The sequence below is a fragment of the Streptomyces globisporus genome (assembly GCF_003501885.1).
GTDB lineage: Bacteria > Actinomycetota > Actinomycetes > Streptomycetales > Streptomycetaceae > Streptomyces > Streptomyces globisporus_D.
Genome location: NZ_QWFA01000206.1, coordinates 1 through 15900 on the forward strand (window position 1 = coordinate 1; position 15900 = coordinate 15900).

Genomic DNA, 15900 nt, shown 5'->3' on the forward strand with positions numbered 1-15900 from the left:
GCCCTGCCGTCACCGTGCGGGCCCAGCCCAGCCCCGGCTACGTCGGCGGGAAGGTGGTCGTCACGTACACCGTGCGCAACGGCAGGAACGCCCTGGCCACCGGCCTCCGACTGGACCTCGGACTGCCCCGGGGCATCCCCGCCGGAGCGCTCCCGGCAGGCTGTGCCGCAGGTGCCTGCACGCTCCCCGACCTCGCGCCCCGCGCCTCCACGGTCATCAGCGTCGTCCTCTCGCCCGACAAGGCGCTCCGTACGACCATCACCGCGTCGCTCACCACCACCGGCACCGACGCGAACCTCCGCGACAACGTCTCGCGGATCCCGCTGCGCATCCTGCAACCCCGGATCATCGCGGTGCCCGAGGTCGGCAAGCCCGGGTTCGTCACCTCCGTACGCGGCAAGGACTTCCCGCCCGGCGCGCCCGTCACCCTCAGCTGGAAGCCCGGCATCACCGCCGCGGCCGCCCCGGCCCGGCCGCTGGGCGACGGCACGTTCATCGCCCAGCTCCTCATCCTGGCCAAGGACGAGACCGGGCCGCGCGACATCATCGCGAAGGGCCCCGGGTTCAGCCCGGTGAAGACGGACTTCCTCGTGGTGCTCGGCACCATCACCCCGCCCGACTCGGTGATCCGCCGATGATCCACGAAGTCGACGAAGGGCTCCGGCTGTTGCTGGCCGAGGCCGGACTGGAGGACAGCGGCGTCGACCTCGTCTTCGACGCCCCGACGAAGGACTGGTCCGCCCGCCGCAACGCCCCGACCATCAGCGTCTTCCTGCACGGCATCCGCGAGGACGCAGGCCGCCGGCGCACCGGCACGGCGGAGACGCACGACGAGGAGGGCGTGATCACCGGGTGGCGGACCCCGCCGCGCTGGTTCGAGCTGACCTATCTGGTCACCGCCTGGACCAACCGCCCGCAGGACGAGCACCGGCTGCTCTCGGAGGTGTTGCGCACCCTCGTCCGCACGGACACGCTGCCCGCCCGGCTGCACACCGGCAGCCTCGCCGAACTCGGCCTGACCGTCGAGCTGGAGGCGGCTGGCCCCGGAGCCGGCGGCCCGTCCGCCTCCGACGTCTGGTCCGCGCTCGGCGGCGAACTGAAGGCCGCCATCGACCTCCGGGTCCTCGCCCCGCTGGCCGGCGAACGCACCGCCGCCGGACCTCCGGTCACCGAGGGCCTCGTCGTGAAGACCGCGCCGCACGTGGACGGCGACCCCGGCGACCCCGGCCGCCGTCTGCGCTACGACGGGGCGGCCGACCCCGGCGGGCAGGGCTTCACCGCACCCCGGGAGCGGCGGCTGCCGCCCGGCCGACGCAGGCGGGGGAACGCCGCACGATGAATCCGGCAGCACAACAGCTCAACCAATCACGTGAGTTGAGCGATATCGAGTTGCTCTGGGAGCGGCTAGGCCGCGTCGAGCAGCGGGTCAGGGAAGCCGTCGTCGCCCGTCGCGCGCTCGACCCGGATCCCGACGACCCCTACCGGGGGCAGTACCTCACCCCCGAGGCCGCGGCCCGGATCCTGGAGACCCGCGACGCGTTCACGCCCGTGCCGGCGTACGGGGACGGGGTGCCGCCCGGCGCGGAAAGCGGCGGCCGGCTCGGTGAGTTGGCCGAACGCTTCGGCCTCGCCCCCCCGGACGTCGACCTCCTGCTGGTCGCCCTCGCCCCGGACATCGACACCCGGTTCGAGCGCCTGTACGGCTACCTCAACGACGACCTCACCCGCCGTCGGCCCACCGTCGGCCTGGCCCTGGAGCTGTGCGGGCTGCCCGCCGCCGGCTCCGGCCGCTTCCGGTTCTCGCCGTCCTCGCCGCTTGTCGAGGGCGGCCTGCTGGAGCTCGCAGACACCGAACGGCCGCTGCTCTCCCGTTTGTTGCGCGTACCCGACCGCGTCACCGCGCATCTCCTCGGCGACGATGCGATCGACGGCCGACTGTGCGGGATCGTCCGGGAGGCCGAGCAGCCGCCGGAGCCGGACGAGCGGCCCGGAGTGCCCCGGGCCGCCGCCGTCCTCAGTACCGGCAGCGGCCTGGTCCACCTGCTCGACCGGGGCGGCGACCCGTGCGGCCTCGCGGTCGAGGCGCTGCGCACCGCAGGCCGGCGCGCGCTCGTCGTCGACATCGCCGCGCTCGCCACCGCGCCGGAACCAGCCGCGATCGTACGGGCGTTGGCGACCGAGGCCCGCCTCGGCCGGGCCGGGGTGGTCCTCGGCCCGCTCGAAACGCTCGCCCCCGAACGCCCCGAGGGGGCCCGCCTGCTCGGGTCCCTCTGCGCGGCGCTCGGCTCCACGCCCCTGATCGCGTACGGGAAGAAGAACTGGGACCCGCTGTGGACCCCGGAGAGCCCGGTGCCCGTCACCGTCCCGCCGCCCGGCCCCGACGGCATGGCGCGGCAGTGGCGACGGGCGCTCGCCGACGCGGGTCGCTCGGTCGGCCTGTCCGCCGCGCACGCCACCGCCGACGACGCGCTCGTCGAGGCGGCCGCCGCCTACCGGCTCGACTCCGGACAGCTGCGCCGGGCCGCGACCGTCGCCTCCCGCCTGGCCGTCCTCGGGCCCCGCCCCGTGACTCCGGAGGATCTGCGGGCGGCGGTCCGCGCCCAGAACGGCGCGGGCCTGGAGCGGCTCGCCCGCCGCATCGAACCCGGCGTCGGCTGGGACGACCTGGTGCTGCCCCCGGCCACCCGCACCCAGCTCGCCGAACTCGCCCTGCGCGCCCGCCACCGCGAGACGGTCCTCGGGCAGTGGCGGATGCGGCCGGGCGGCGGCCGGGGGAGAGGCGTCATCGCCCTGTTCGCCGGGGAGTCCGGCACCGGGAAGACCATGTCCGCCGAGGTGGTCGCCGCCGAACTGGGCATGGAGCTCTACGTCGTCGACCTGTCCACGGTGGTCGACAAGTACATCGGGGAGACCGAGAAGAACCTGGAGCGCATCTTCGTCGAGGCGTCCGACGTCAACGGCATCCTGCTGTTCGACGAGGCCGACGCGATCTTCGGCAAGCGCTCCCAGGTGAACGACTCCCGCGACAAGCACGCCAACATGGAGTCCGCCTACCTGCTCCAGCGCATGGAGTCCTTCGACGGCATCGCCGTGCTCACCACCAACCTCCGGGCCAACCTCGACGAGGCGTTCACCCGCCGCCTCGACGTGATCGCGGAGTTCCCGATGCCCGACGCCCGCCAGCGCCTCGCCCTGTGGGACCGCTGCCTGGGCCCGGCGATCCCGCGCGACGCCACGCTCGACCTGGAGTTCTGCGCGGACCGCTTCGAGCTCGCGGGCGGCTCGATCCGGGCCTGCGCGGTGACCGCCGCCTACCTCGCGGCGGAGTCGGGGGCCGCGCTGACGATGGACCAGCTCGTCACGGCGGTGCTCCAGGAGTACCGCAAGCTGGGACGGCTCGTGCTGGAGAGCGAGTTCGGCCCGTGGCTGGCGAAGGAACGGGCGCGCGGGGGACGGTAGTCCGGAACGTGGTGCGGCGAACTTGCCGGCCGACTTCTCCGGGCTGGCCCCGTCACCGTGATCGCCCACCCGCCGTGGCGAGTTCCGCGAGGACTCCGACGGTACGGTCGATCTCGGCCTCGGTGTTGTAGTAGTGCGGTGAGAGCCGGACCAACGGGTGGACGCCCCGGTTCTCGGTGTCGAACTGGGTCTGCTTCGGGTTCGTGACGCTGACGTTGATGCCCTGCGCGGCCAAGGCGGTCGCGGTGTCGGCCGCGGTCATGCCGTCGACTTTGCAGGTGACGATGGCGCACCGTCGCGTGCCGAGATCGTGGGTGCTGACGCCGGGAAGGGCGTCAAGACCGTCGCGCAGACGGGCGCCGAGGGCACATGCTCGCCGCCCGATCTCGTCGATGCCGAGGTCCAGGGCCTCCTGGACGGCGGCGCCGAGACCCAGGGTGTTGGCGTAGCTGACCTCCCAGGTCTCGAACCGCCGCGCCCCGTCGTGCCAGGTGAATCCGCGCCCGCCGTCCCAGGTGGCCGACGCCGTCTCCGCCACGTGCGGCTCCAGGTGGCCGAGCGCCTCGGTGCGGACCCACAGGAAGCCCGTGCCGCGCGGGCCGCGCAGGAACTTGCGGCCGGTGGCGCTGAGCATGTCGCAGCCCACCTCCGCGACGTCCACGGGGAACTGCCCGACCGACTGGGTGGCGTCGAGGAGGAAGGGAACCCCGGCGGCACGGGTGACGCGCCCGATCTCGGCGACCGGGTTGACCAAGCCGCCGCTGGTGGGCACGTGGGTGACGCCCACCAGCTTGCAGCGGTCGTCGATCAGGTTCGCCAGGGCGGTGGTGTCGAGCCTGCCGGAGTCGTCGTCGGGGACGACGACGACCTCGGCGCCGGTCCGCCGGGCTGTCTGCAGATAGGCCAGCACGTTGCTGCCGTACTCGGCGCGACCGGTCAGGATGCGGTCGCCCGGCTTGAACTCCATGGAGTAGAACGCGGCGTTCCAGGCGTGGGTGGCGTTGTCGAAGAGCGCGACCTCGTCCGCCCGGCCGCCCACCAGCCGGGCGATGTGCTCATGGACGGCATCGATCCGTTCGCGTTCCTGATCCGCGGCCTCGTAGCCGCCGATCGCGGCCTCCAGCTCCAGATGCGCGGTCACGGTCCGGAGCGTGCCCCGGGACAGCAGGCCCGCGCCCGCGTTGTTGAGGTGGAGCCGGTTCGCGGTGCCCGGCGTGTCCCGGCGTAACGCTTCGATGTCCATGTTCCCCATTCCCGCTTCCCGTCGGCGCGGCGCCGCAGCGGCTCGCGGCTCCCGGGCACCGGCCCAGTGGATCACGGCATGGTCGCCCGGGTCGAGGGTGCCGGGGGCGAGTCCCTCCGCCCGCCAGGGCGTGTCCGGCGGATCAGGGCCGGACACGCCCTAGGCGAACGGGGCCAGTTCCGCGGCCAGTTCCTCCAGACCGCCCGCCCGCCAGTCGAAGCGGTCGGTGTCCTTCGGCGGGTCCCCGCCGGGGCGGTGCACATAGGCCGTGCGCATGCCCAGGGCCTGGGCGCCCCGGAGATCCCAGGCGTGGGCGGCGATCATCACCGTACGGTCCGGCGGGCAGGCCGCGGTGTCGAGGGCGAGCTGGTAGACCGCCTTCCCCGGCTTGAACGCGCGGGCGTCCTCCGCCGAGAGCGCTTGATGCCAGCGCAGCCCGGTGTGGGCGTTGAGGCGGAGCAGGACCGCGCGACTGGCGTTCGTGAGACCGACGACCGGAAACAGGCGCGCGAATGCGGCGAGGCCGGTGAGGGAGTCCTCCCAGGGGGCCAGACGCTCACCGGCCGTGGCGAGACGCCGCAGGGCGTCGGGGTCCGTCAGCCCGGCATCGCCCGCCACTCGCTCGACCGCCTCGCGGTCCAGGACCGCGGAGTCCGCGTAGGGGCGTTCGCCGTCGGCGATGCGGCGCTGTTCACGGGCGACGTGCTCCTCCCAGTCGGCGAGCAGCCGGTCGGCGGTCGCCTCGTCCGCGGACGGGAACGCTTCGCGGATCGCGGTCCGCAGCCCGCCCGGCTGATCGACCATCGTGCCGAGGACATCGAAGACGGCGACCTCGATCCTGCTTGCCGGAGTCATCTCCCCGCCCCTTTCCGCGCCCGGGCGTCGCGCTGCGCGATCGCCATCCCCGGCAGGCTGGCCCGCCGACGGGGCACGGAGGCGTGATGGGGCCGATCGAGGGCGTGTCCCGGGGCGAGCGAGGGCGTTGTCCGGGCAGGCGGAGGCCGCGGAGCCCGAAGGAGGCGTACGCGCGGGCCGGGGCCGCGACGGGGCGACCACGCAGGTACCCGCGTTCGATTCCCGCCTGGCGGAGGCTACCTTCTGTATACCGCTGGGTGTACCGTTGGGCAGGTGACCATCAGTAGTGAAACCCACGTTACGAGGACAAAGCGTCGTGGTGCCCACCATCTGACGCCGGCCGGCGTGAAGGTCCTCGAAACAGCCTCCCGGCTCTTCTACGATCTCGGAATCCGAGCCGTCGGTGTGGAGGCGATCGCGGAGCAGGCAGGCGTCACGAAGAAGACGCTCTACGACTGCTTCGGCTCGAAGGACGATCTCGTCGTCGCCTACCTCCGGGCCCGGGACGGCTTGTGGAGGTCCACGCTGGTCAAGCATGTCAACGGCCACGAGGGACCGCCGGGGGACCGGATCCTCGCCACGTTCGGCGCTCTGCAGGAGTGGTCGACCGAGCGGAACAAGCGGGGCTGCGCGTTCATCAACGCGTCCGTGGAGCTGGCGGAGGACCATCCGGCCCGGGAGGTCGCGCGGGACCAGAAGGCGTGGTTCCTCGCCTTCCTGGAGGACCTCGCGCGGGAGGGTGGTGCCCAGGAGCCCGCCGACCTGGCCGCCCAGGTGCTCATCCTGCACGAGGGAGCCTGCATCGCGGGGCCCATGGGCTCGGTGGACCAGGCCGTGCGTCGGGCGGAAGAAGTGGCTGCCGTCCTCATCGAGAGGTCCCTCGCCGCCTGATGCCGGGGGCCGGGGTGGACCTGTCAGGCGACGAGCGCCTTCTCGGCCCGCGCCCGGTCCTCCTTCCGTGCGGATGCCGTGGCGCCGTCCAGTCGCCGGGAGAGATCCGCGGCGTAGGCGCGTAAGAGGTCGTGCATCAGGTAGTGACGCTCGTCCTGCCGACGGATCAGATGGGCGCTCGCCAGATCGCGCAGCAGCCGTACGGCCTCGTCATGGCTGACCCCCGCGGTCACCGCGGTGGCCGCGACGTCGATCACCTGGCCGGGCAGCAGCCCCAGGAGCCGGAATATCCGTGCGCTCGGCTCGTCGAGAGCCCGGTAGGACGTGTCGAACGTGTGGCGCAGGGCCACGTCTCCTTCGGCCAGGGCCAGCCGGGCTTCCTCCGCCTTGAGCTCCGCGGCCAGTCGGTCGGCGCTGGGGTGCTGGCAGCTCACGATGTTCTCCGCCGCCAGCACCAGGGCCAGGGGCAGCCGTCCACACCGTTCCGCCAGCACCGTCAGTGCGGCGGGGTCGGCGTCCGCGCGCGCGTCGCCGATCATGGCGCGGAGCAGTTCGGCGGCCTCCGGACGGCACAGCTCCATCATCGGCAGGGTGGCCGCGTCCACTCGGGACAGCAGTCCGGGCAGGCGCGAACGGCTGGTCACCACGACGGCGCTGCCCGGCGAGCCGGGCAGCAGATGCTGCACCTGCTGGGCGTCGGCGGCGTTGTCGAGGACCAGCAGCACCTGGCGCCCGTGCAGATAGGAGCGGAAGGTGGCGGCTCGCTGGTGCAGGTCGGCCGGCAGCCGCTCACCGGGCACGCCCACCGCGTGGAGAAGGTGCCCCAGCACGTCGAACGGGTCGGCCGCGTCTCCCGGCTCCGGGCCTTCGAGGTCGACGAAGAACTGCCCGTCGGCGAAGCGGCCGTCGCGGACCGCCTGATGTGCCCACTCGACTGCCAGGGCGGTCTTCCCCACGCCCGGCGGACCGTTGATCACCGCGACGGGCAGGGCGAGGGACCGGTCGTCGCACAGCCACTCGTTCAGCTGGTCCAGATGGCGCTGTCTGCCGGTGAAGTGGCGCTTGGTCGCCGGCAGTTGCGCCGGATGGACCCATCCGGGGCTCGGCCGGGCAGCGGCTTCGAGCGCCGTCGCGATGGCCGTGAACCTGCTCCCGGAATCCAGCACCCGGTCGCAGGCCGCCGCGAGGACCACCGACGGCGTGCGCTTGCCGTTCTCCACCTTGCTGAGATGTCCCCGGTTGAAGTGCACCAGGGTGGCGAGCTGCGTGAGGGAGAGCCCGCGCCGCTCGCGCTGGGTCCGGAGCAAGCAGCCGAACGTCCCGGGCGATTCGGTACCGTTCGGACGGTCGGAGCCACGTGGGTCCGGTCGGTTTCCTGTGCTGTCCTGTACTGAATTCCGTAGCACTGCGAACTCCCTGAAGTCGCATGACCGCGCCGTGATTCGTGGGCGACGGAGGTCAGCCGAGTGGGGGGACTGCCGCTCAGGGCAGCGCCAGAAGATCGTCGAGCGTCGGGAACCGGGCGGCCGTGTCGCCCGGTTGGAATCGGACACCGGACCGTTCGCCCGCACGAAGGAAGCGGACGGACGTGTAGAGGGGGTCGGCTCCGGCGTCGAACCAGTGCCCCGTGCGGCTGGGCACCGAAAGCAGGTCCCCGGCGGTGCAGACCAGTGCGTACACCTGGCCCGCGGCGTGGAGGTAATGACAGCCGACTCCCCCCACGACGAAGCGCACCACATCCTCCTCGTGCAGATGGCGCCGACGGAACTTCTCGCGGTTCGCCCGTGAGCGCCGCTGCCCTGGGCCGGCCGGCGCCGGCGTGAGGCGTCTGATGTCGACCACCCGGTAGCCGTTCTCGGCGCTCACATGGTCGATGTGGCTCCGGTAGGCGTTGAGGATCGTCGCGTCGTCCGCGTCGACGGGAATCCGCCGGGCGGCGCGCCATCGGGAGAAACGCACCCCGATCCTCAGCAATTGGGCGCGGATGACCTCCGGGTCCTCCGACCGCAGCCGTATCGCACCGGGGTCGCAGGCCGCCATGACCTGGAGCAACGTCACCAGGTCTTCCCCTCGGTCTCCTCCGGGCCGACGGGGGCCGTCGGTGCCAGGGTGCGACCGAGCGTCCTGATCCGCTCCAGCTTGCTCAGCGCCTCGTCCGGGCTCCGGCCCCAGGTGAAGACACCCCGGCCGTCGAACAGGACGGCGGCCTCGTGGCCGGAGAGGCCCATGAGCATCTCCAGGCCGGCCACTTCGTCCCGCCCGGGCATGACCCGCCGATCGGGGGCGACCCTCAGCACCGTCGCGCCGGTGGAGGGGGCCGCGGCGACCAGCTCCGCCAGTGACACGGTGGTGGGCTCGCACGTGTGGATCACGGCTCCGCCGCCCGGAACCCGCCGGTGGATGGCGAGATGCACCGGTGTCCCGGGGGGAGGCCAGGCGGACTCCCCGAGCAGGGGCAGCCCCTCCTCCGGGTCGATCAGCACGGCATCCGGGTCAGCCCCCGGCGACTCCCCGTCCATCCCGCCGGTCGAGATGACGAGGGCCTCGCCCGACCGGATCGAGACGCAGCCGGATGCCTCTCCCGGTGGACCGGACCGGTCCAGCGACCGACAGGCGAGCAGCACCCGTGCACGGTGCAGTTCGACGTCCTCGTGGACCCGTACGGGCTTCACGGACTTCCCCCTCGCTGTCATGGCGGTGATGTCCAGGGACCGTTCGGGCACCTGGCCGGACAGACGGCTGGCACGCGCCCCTCCCTCGGACCGAGGAGAGGGGCTATACCAACCGGTATAGCTACAGGCTAGGGAGTCCCTTCTCGACGTGTCAACGGCGTCCCGCCGGGTGGCCGGAAAGGGCCTCCTCCATCTGCTGGTGGGTGGTTCGGTGATGCTGCTGTTGCCAGTCGAGTGGCAACAGGGGTGCCCTGTACACGGATTCCGGAACGGCGCGATAGTGAGAACGCCTTCATGGGATGAACAACGTCTCGTAGGGGTGCTGTCCGGCGCACCGTTCATTTCTCCGGGTGCCGGCCGGAATTCTTTGTACCGGCAGAGCTTTCGCCATGTCGCAGGAGGCTGAGATGGGTTCACGTATCAACACCGCGGAACTGGTTGTGTCCCCGAGCGAGTTCTTCCAGATCGGAAAGCCCGAACGGATCAAGTCATCCGTGGAAATCAAGCTGTCGGATCACTCCTACCTGCCGAAGGCGGACGATCCGCGCGCGGACTGGGTCGCCAGCGTCGCCGTGCCCGCGTTCAAGACCCTTGCCCGGATGGGGTTCCTCGCCCCGAAGTTCTGCACCATCGGCACCGGGGCCGGCCTGGACGTCCTGGCCGCCGTGGAGATCCTCCGCTCGCGGTCGGTGGGCTTCACGGACCTGCACGAGGACGTTCTCGAGCATGCGCGGCAGAACATACGCGGCAACCTCCTCGCCCGGGACGTCGAACTGGTCGGAGGCGCCGGGGACATCCTCGCGCCGCTCGCCGGCAAGGTCGCGCAGGTGGACGTCGTCTACGAGAACCTCCCCAACATCCCCATGGCGGGCGTCGGTGACCTCGACGACGGCCAGACGAGTTCGACGTTCATCGGGGAGCGGAGTGAGGAGATCCCCGGCTTCGCCGAGAAGAACCTGGTCACCCTGCACTACCTCGCCCTGCAGCAGGCACACCCGGTCCTCCGGGTCGGGGGCCGGGTGCTCTCGTCGATCGGGGCGCGGGTGCCGCTGTCGGAGATCCTGGCGCTGTCCAGTGCCGCCGGATACAACGGCGGCATCCTGACCTACACCTGGAAGATCCAGTCCGAGCCGCTGGACGTCGTCGGCGGCTACGCCCGGTGGGAGCGGGAAGGGCTCGGGCCCTTCCATTTCTACCCGGTAGACGTGTTGCGAGAGGCTTTCGCCGGACTCACGGTGGCGGCCGCCGGCGCGCAGGCCCTCCAGCTGGAGAAGGAGCTCGCGCCTCACGAGATATCGGCGGTGGATGCCCTCGCCCGGGTGGAAAGGGGCGAGAGGGTCGGTCACACCGTCGCCATCCTCGACTCCGTGAAAATCCCCGAATCAGCTCTCTGATCCCGGAGCGTGGCGACCGGTCGTCCGCCGGCCCGAAACCCCGTCACCTGCCCGACGCCGCTGACGTAAGGACTCGGAATGAATGTTCAGTCGATCATCGGAAAGACACCTCTGGTGGAACTGACCACGTTCGATGTTCCCTCCGGCGTTCGCCTTTTCGCCAAGCTCGAATTCCTGAATCCGGGCGGCAGCATCAAGGACCGCATGGTCAGTTACATCCTGGCCGACGCCGAGCGACGCGGCCTGCTCCGGCCCGGCGGGACGATCGTCGAGAACACCTCGGGGAACACGGGCGCGGCGATCGCCATGCTCGCGGCCACACGTGGGTACCGCGCCATCCTCACGATGCCGGACAAGGTCAGCGACGAGAAGCGTGACGCCCTGCGTGCCCTGGGCGCCGAGGTCGTCGTCTGCCCGACCTCGGCCGCTCCCGGCTCGGCGAAGCACTACGTGACCTGCGCCCGGCGCATCCACGCCGAGACACCGGGCTCGTTCATGCTGAACCAGTACGACAACCCCCTCAACGCCGAGGCGCACTTCCGTTCCACGGGTCCGGAGATCTGGGATGCGCTCGGCGATTCCGTGACGGCGTTCGTCGCCTCGGGCAGCACCGGCGGGACGATCTCCGGGGTCTCCCGCTTCCTGAAGGAACGGAATCCGGCCGTCACCTCCGTGCTGCTGGACCCGGTCGGCTCCGTCTACCACCGCTACTTCCACGACGGGGTGGTCGACCCCACCGAGATCGCCCCGTACTTCGTCGAGGGCGTCGGCGAGGACCACCTCGCCGAATGCATGGACTTCTCGGTCATCGACGACGTCATGCGGTTCACCGACGCCGACGCCTTCACCGCGTGCCACCACCTGGCGCGGCGCGAGGGTCTCGTCTGCGGTGGGACGTCCGGCGCCAACGTCTGGGGCGCCGTGCGCGTGGCCCGCTCGCTGAAGGGACCGGCCGTCGTCGCCACCGTGCTCCCGGACAGCGGGAGCAAGTACCTGTCGAAGATCTACAACCCGAGCTGGCTGAAGGAGAACGGATTCAGCGCCGGGTACACCTCCGAACGGAACAGCAATCTGTAATGGGAAGCACGCCGAAGAACGTCATCGCCGCACTGACGGCCGCCCTCCTGTGGGCTTTCGCCTTCGTTGCCCCGGCCGCGGTGCAACCCGCGAGTGAACTGCTCCTGGTCACCGGGCGCTATTCCCTGTTCGGTCTCTGCGGCCTCTACATCCTGTGGAGGGGCCGGAAGCAGTTGAAGCTGATGCCCGGGCGGAGAATCTTCTTCGGCCTGTGGATCGGTTTCGTCGGCTACTTCATCTTCTACGTCTGCGTCTCGTACTCGGCGACCATGGACAGCGGATTCATCACGGCCGTCGTCGTCGGATCGTCGCCCATCACCATCGCGGTGGCCGGAAACTTCGCAGAGAAGCGCATGCCCTGGCGCGAGCTCATCGCTCCCGTGGTCCTGATCATCGTCGGTCTGGGACTGCTCAGCGTCTCGGACCTCATCTCGGGGAAGGACCTCGAAGGCGCCAACGACTCGATCTTCGCGATCCTGCTCGCGATCGGCGCCATGCTGACCTGGTCCTACTTCGTGGTCCGCAACGCCCAGTCGCAGCGCACCTGGGAGACCAAGCCCGACCCCACCCTCTGGGCGGGACTCGTGGCCATGGGGGCCGGCGGCGCCTCGATGGTGCTGCTGCCCTTCGCCATCGCCTCGACTCCCCCCGAGACGTTCGAGCCGTATCCGCTGTTCAAGATCGTCGCGTGGTGTGTGTTCCTCGGAGTCATCGCCTCGTGGTGGGGGACCCTGATCTGGGTGAAGGCCGCGCAGGGGATTCCCGTCCCCCTCGTCGGCCCGCTGCTCGCCACGGAGACCATCTTCGGTGCCGTCCTCAGCCTTCCCGTGGAGAACCGCCTGCCCACCTGGTCGGAAGTGACCGGAGCGCTCTTCGTCCTCGCGGGCATCGCCGTCTACATGCTCTTCGACGTGAAGAACTCCCGACTGCGCATACGCGGCAGCGGGGATGCGGAGGGCGCCGGCGACAAGAAGGCGGACACGTCAGAAGTACCTGCCCCTACCTGACAGAGAGGTCATTCCATGAGCAGCTCGTTCACGAACATCAAGCAGTCGCACGTCTTCTTCGGGGACGCCCCCGGGCTGAAGAACTACTACGAGAACTGGGCGACGGGCTACGACGCGGACCTCGCCGACCAGAAATGGATCGCGCCGAGGGTCGCCGCGAACTTCGTGCACCTGCTCGCCTCGGCCTACGGGACACCGGACACGGAGATATTCGACGCCGGCTGCGGCACCGGCCTCGTCGGCAGCGTCCTCAAGACGCTGGGCCCGTACGAGATCGACGGCGTCGACCTCTCCGAGAACATGGCCGCCGAGGCCCGCAAGACCAACGCCTACCGCAAGGTCTACGGCGGTGTGGACCTCTCGGTGCCGGAGCGGGACGCCCGGCTCTCCCAGTACGGCATCGTCGTCAGCAGCGGGGTCTTCACCCTCGGCCACGTACGGCCGCCGGCGCTGCTGACCCTGATCGAGTACGCCAGGCCGGGCGGGCTGATCCTGGTCTCCACCCGGGGCTCCTACGCCACGGAGACCGGCTTCGAGAAGTTCGCGCTGTCACCGGAGGTCGCGGCGCTCGCCACGCTCCGGTTCACGATGCCGGACGCGGGCTACATCGCCGAAGAGGGCGCCGACTACTGGGTGTTCCGCAAGAACACCACCACGTCGTAACGGCCGGCCGGCGCCGCCGTCCTCATCCCGCCACGTCTCTGGAGCGCCCATGTCCCGCACCCTCTTCACCTCGGAGTCCGTGACCGAGGGGCACCCCGACAAGATCGCCGACCAGATAAGCGACACCGTTCTCGACGCACTGCTCAGCCGCGACCCCTCCTCACGCGTCGCGGTCGAGACACTGATCACCACCGGCCAGGTCCATATCGCGGGCGAGGTGTCGACCACCGCCTACGTCGACATCGCGAACCTGGTGCGGCAGAAGATTCTCGACATCGGGTACGACTCGTCCGCCAAAGGCTTCGACGGGGCGTCCTGCGGTGTGTCGGTGTCGATCGGCGCGCAGTCGCCGGACATCGCGCGGGGCGTCGACTCGGCGTACGAGAGGAGGGTGGAGGGCGAGGAGGACGAGCTCGGCGAACAAGGCGCGGGTGACCAGGGCCTGATGTTCGGATACGCGACCGCCGAGACGCCCGGCCTCATGCCGTTGCCGATCGAGCTGGCCCACCGCCTCTCCCGAAGGCTGGCGGAGGTCCGCAAGGAGGGCATCGTCCCCTATCTCCGACCGGACGGGAAGACCCAGGTCACGGTGGAGTACGCCGGAAGCCGCCCGGTCCGGCTGGACACCGTGGTGGTCTCCTCGCAGCACGCCGGCGACATCGACCTGGACGGCGTTCTCGCCCCCGACATCCGCGAGCACGTCGTCGAGCATGTGCTCACCGGGCTGGCGGAGGACGGCATCAAGGTGGAGACGGACGAGTACCGCCTGCTGACCAACCCGACCGGCCGCTTCGAGATCGGCGGACCGATGGGCGACGCGGGCCTCACCGGACGTAAGATCATCATCGATACGTACGGGGGCATGGCCCGCCACGGTGGTGGCGCCTTCTCCGGCAAGGACCCCTCCAAGGTGGACCGTTCAGCGGCCTACGCGATGCGCTGGGTCGCCAAGAACGTCGTCGCGGCGGGTCTCGCGGCACGCTGCGAGACCCAGGTCGCCTATGCCATCGGAAAGGCCGAACCGGTAGGGCTGCTGGTCGAGACCTTCGGCACCAACACGGTCGCCGTGGCCAGGATCGAGTCAGCCGTCCGGCAGGTCTTCGACCTCCGTCCGGCCGCGATCATCCGGGATCTCGACCTGCTGCGGCCCATCTACGCCCGAACCGCCGCCTACGGCCACTTCGGCCGCGAGTTGGCCGAGTTCACCTGGGAACGAACCGACCGTGCCGACGCCCTGCGCGCGGCGGTCACGGCCGGCTGAGGGCACCGGGCCCGGTCGACGCCGCACTCTCCCTCCCTCGCCGCGTCTTCCACCCGCCACAGCTTCGAGGAGCCCTGTCCGTGCGTATCGCCGTCACCGGGTCCATCGCGACCGACCATCTGCTGACCTTCCCCGGCCGCTTCGCCGAACAACTGATCAAGGAACAGCTGGAGCGGGTGTCCCTGTCGTTCCTCGCCGACGCCCTGGAGGTGCGCAGGGGAGGTGTCGGCGCCAACATCTGCTTCGGGCTGGGCCTGTTGGGACTGGAGCCGACTCTCGTCGGCGCCGCAGGAGCGGACTTCGCGGAGTACGGCGCCTGGCTGCGATCGCACGGCGTGGACACCTCCGCCGTCCGGGTCAGCGGGTCCCTGCACACCGCGCGGTTCGTCTGCACCACCGACGAGGACCAGAACCAGATCGCCACCTTCTACGCCGGCGCCATGGCCGAGGCCCGCCGGATCGACCTGGCGGGCCTCGCGGACCTGCCGCCGGCGTCGTCGGTNCCACCGCCCACCGCCTCGGCATCCCCGTAGCGGCCGATCCCTCGCAGCAGTTGGCCCGCCTCGGCCGCGACCAGGCGCGTCAGCTGGTCGACGGGGCGCGGTGGCTGTTCACCAACGAGTACGAGGAGGCACTGCTCGTCGAACGCACCGGATGGTCCAAGGCCGATCTCCTCGGCCGCGTCGGCACCTGGATCACGACCCTGGGCGCGGAAGGCGTCGCCCTGGCCCGGGGCGGCGCACCCGAGCAGCGGGTCCCGGCCGTGCCCGCGGAGCGGATCGCCGATCCCACCGGCGCGGGAGACGCCTTCCGCTCGGGCTTCCTCGCCGGTACGGCGTGGGGGTGGCCGCAGGAGCAGGCGGCGCGGCTGGGCTGCGCGCTGGCCACCACGGTGCTCGAAGCGATCGGCACCCAGGAGTACAAGCCGGTCCCGGCCGAGCTGATCGCGCGCATCGAGCGCGCCTACGGCCCCGACGCGGCGCGAACCGCGGAACCGCGTCTCGCCAACCTCTCCTGACCTGGGAGGACGGCCTTCTCCCTGGATGTTGCTAAACAGGTATGTATACTTCACCTCAGGAGCTTTCCCGTTGCCCGGACCCGGGCGCGACCTCAGGGAGATGCCTGATGCGAACGCTGCTGTACAAAGCCTGGAACCTGCTGCGGGACATCGCGTACGGCGTCAACGCGGGGCACGCCATCAGACTGGGGCTGAAGGCTCCGGCGGGCAGGCGCTGCGAGACGTCCTGACGCTCGCGCGACGCCGAGAGACACCGTCGGCAGGCCGGGCCGGGCAACGGGCCCGAACCGCAGGGCGGCCCGCATCCGCCGCGCCGCCCACGGTGCGTCAGAACGCCACCGCGTCGCGGATCAGCGGGCA

14 protein-coding genes and 2 pseudogenes are annotated in these 15900 nt (G+C 70.9%); 11 read left to right on the top strand and 5 right to left on the bottom strand.

The window, feature by feature from the left end; translation table 11 throughout:
• From D3105_RS28625 to D3105_RS28635, 3 genes and pseudogenes are all read left to right on the top strand, one after another.
• Nucleotides 1-638, top strand: a pseudogene (locus D3105_RS28625) (hypothetical protein); the annotation flags it as partial.
• On the top strand, nt 635-1339 hold the full coding sequence (locus D3105_RS28630) for a DUF4255 domain-containing protein (protein ID WP_118905864.1): 705 nt from the start codon (nt 635-637) through the stop codon (nt 1337-1339). The pseudogene D3105_RS28625 and the gene D3105_RS28630, both read left to right, overlap by 4 nt.
• Complete coding sequence (locus tag D3105_RS28635) at nt 1336-3459, top strand: ATP-binding protein (RefSeq protein WP_118905865.1); 2124 nt, start codon at nt 1336-1338, stop codon at nt 3457-3459. The genes D3105_RS28630 and D3105_RS28635 overlap by 4 nt, the downstream gene beginning before the upstream one ends.
• A gap of 52 nt (nt 3460-3511) precedes the next feature.
• On the opposite strand, the gene D3105_RS28640 is transcribed toward D3105_RS28635, so the two are convergent.
• On the bottom strand, nt 3512-4711 hold the full coding sequence (locus tag D3105_RS28640) for an aminotransferase class V-fold PLP-dependent enzyme (protein ID WP_118905866.1): 1200 nt from the start codon (nt 4709-4711) through the stop codon (nt 3512-3514).
• 150 nt (nt 4712-4861) lie between these two features.
• A complete protein-coding gene (locus tag D3105_RS28645) occupies nt 4862-5557 on the bottom strand; it encodes a haloacid dehalogenase type II (RefSeq protein WP_118905867.1) in 696 nt (231 codons plus the stop codon).
• A gap of 345 nt (nt 5558-5902) precedes the next feature.
• On the opposite strand from D3105_RS28645, the gene D3105_RS28650 reads away from it, so the two are divergent.
• On the top strand, nt 5903-6448 hold the full coding sequence (locus D3105_RS28650) for a TetR/AcrR family transcriptional regulator (protein WP_118905868.1): 546 nt from the start codon (nt 5903-5905) through the stop codon (nt 6446-6448).
• A gap of 23 nt (nt 6449-6471) precedes the next feature.
• Here the strand turns inward: D3105_RS28650 and D3105_RS28655 are convergent, their stop codons facing one another.
• The 3 genes from D3105_RS28655 to D3105_RS28665 all read right to left on the bottom strand — a co-directional run bounded on the left by D3105_RS28655 (nt 6472) and on the right by D3105_RS28665 (nt 9141).
• The gene (locus D3105_RS28655; RefSeq protein WP_165891098.1) at nt 6472-7755 is read right to left on the bottom strand and encodes a helix-turn-helix domain-containing protein; all 1284 of its coding nucleotides are present in this window, start codon (nt 7753-7755) and stop codon (nt 6472-6474) included.
• A gap of 175 nt (nt 7756-7930) precedes the next feature.
• A complete protein-coding gene (locus D3105_RS28660) occupies nt 7931-8506 on the bottom strand; it encodes a cupin (RefSeq protein WP_118905870.1) in 576 nt (191 codons plus the stop codon).
• Nucleotides 8503-9141 carry a class II aldolase/adducin family protein gene (locus tag D3105_RS28665; RefSeq protein WP_165891099.1) on the bottom strand — a complete coding sequence of 213 codons (639 nt, stop codon included), beginning with the start codon at nt 9139-9141 and terminating at the stop codon, nt 8503-8505. The genes D3105_RS28660 and D3105_RS28665 overlap by 4 nt, the downstream gene beginning before the upstream one ends.
• A gap of 386 nt (nt 9142-9527) precedes the next feature.
• Here D3105_RS28665 and D3105_RS28670 point away from each other — a divergent pair, with 386 nt between their 5' ends.
• The 7 genes and pseudogenes from D3105_RS28670 (at nt 9528) to D3105_RS35805 (ending at nt 15770) form a co-directional block, all read left to right on the top strand.
• Nucleotides 9528-10514 carry a class I SAM-dependent methyltransferase gene (locus tag D3105_RS28670; RefSeq protein ID WP_118905872.1) on the top strand — a complete coding sequence of 329 codons (987 nt, stop codon included), beginning with the start codon at nt 9528-9530 and terminating at the stop codon, nt 10512-10514.
• 78 nt (nt 10515-10592) lie between these two features.
• On the top strand, nt 10593-11591 hold the full coding sequence (locus tag D3105_RS28675; protein WP_118905873.1) for a PLP-dependent cysteine synthase family protein: 999 nt from the start codon (nt 10593-10595) through the stop codon (nt 11589-11591).
• Nucleotides 11591-12598, top strand: a complete 1008-nt coding sequence (locus D3105_RS28680) for a DMT family transporter (RefSeq protein ID WP_118905874.1) — start codon at nt 11591-11593, stop codon at nt 12596-12598. The genes D3105_RS28675 and D3105_RS28680 overlap by 1 nt, the downstream gene beginning before the upstream one ends.
• A gap of 15 nt (nt 12599-12613) precedes the next feature.
• A complete protein-coding gene (locus D3105_RS28685; RefSeq protein ID WP_118905875.1) occupies nt 12614-13261 on the top strand; it encodes a class I SAM-dependent DNA methyltransferase in 648 nt (215 codons plus the stop codon).
• Between the two features lie 49 nt (nt 13262-13310).
• Complete coding sequence (gene metK / locus D3105_RS28690; protein ID WP_118905876.1) at nt 13311-14522, top strand: methionine adenosyltransferase; 1212 nt, start codon at nt 13311-13313, stop codon at nt 14520-14522.
• 80 nt (nt 14523-14602) lie between these two features.
• Nucleotides 14603-15540, top strand: a pseudogene (locus D3105_RS28695) (carbohydrate kinase family protein).
• Nucleotides 15541-15647: 107 nt separating this feature from the next.
• Nucleotides 15648-15770 (top strand): hypothetical protein, encoded by a 123-nt coding sequence (locus D3105_RS35805; protein ID WP_276311874.1) that lies wholly within the window; start codon nt 15648-15650, stop codon nt 15768-15770.
• Nucleotides 15771-15900: the final 130 nt, after the last annotated feature.

Coding starts and splice junctions, on each gene's coding strand:
- D3105_RS28630 (WP_118905864.1), top strand. CDS start 635: ATGATCCACGAAGTCGACGAAGGGCTCCGGCTGTTGCTGGCCGAGGCC.
- D3105_RS28635 (WP_118905865.1), top strand. CDS start 1,336: ATGAATCCGGCAGCACAACAGCTCAACCAATCACGTGAGTTGAGCGAT.
- D3105_RS28640 (WP_118905866.1), bottom strand. CDS start 4,711: ATGGGGAACATGGACATCGAAGCGTTACGCCGGGACACGCCGGGCACC.
- D3105_RS28645 (WP_118905867.1), bottom strand. CDS start 5,557: ATGACTCCGGCAAGCAGGATCGAGGTCGCCGTCTTCGATGTCCTCGGC.
- D3105_RS28665 (WP_165891099.1), bottom strand. CDS start 9,141: ATGACAGCGAGGGGGAAGTCCGTGAAGCCCGTACGGGTCCACGAGGAC.
- D3105_RS28670 (WP_118905872.1), top strand. CDS start 9,528: ATGGGTTCACGTATCAACACCGCGGAACTGGTTGTGTCCCCGAGCGAG.
- D3105_RS28675 (WP_118905873.1), top strand. CDS start 10,593: ATGAATGTTCAGTCGATCATCGGAAAGACACCTCTGGTGGAACTGACC.
- D3105_RS28680 (WP_118905874.1), top strand. CDS start 11,591: ATGGGAAGCACGCCGAAGAACGTCATCGCCGCACTGACGGCCGCCCTC.
- D3105_RS28685 (WP_118905875.1), top strand. CDS start 12,614: ATGAGCAGCTCGTTCACGAACATCAAGCAGTCGCACGTCTTCTTCGGG.
- metK (WP_118905876.1), top strand. CDS start 13,311: ATGTCCCGCACCCTCTTCACCTCGGAGTCCGTGACCGAGGGGCACCCC.
- D3105_RS35805 (WP_276311874.1), top strand. CDS start 15,648: ATGCGAACGCTGCTGTACAAAGCCTGGAACCTGCTGCGGGACATCGCG.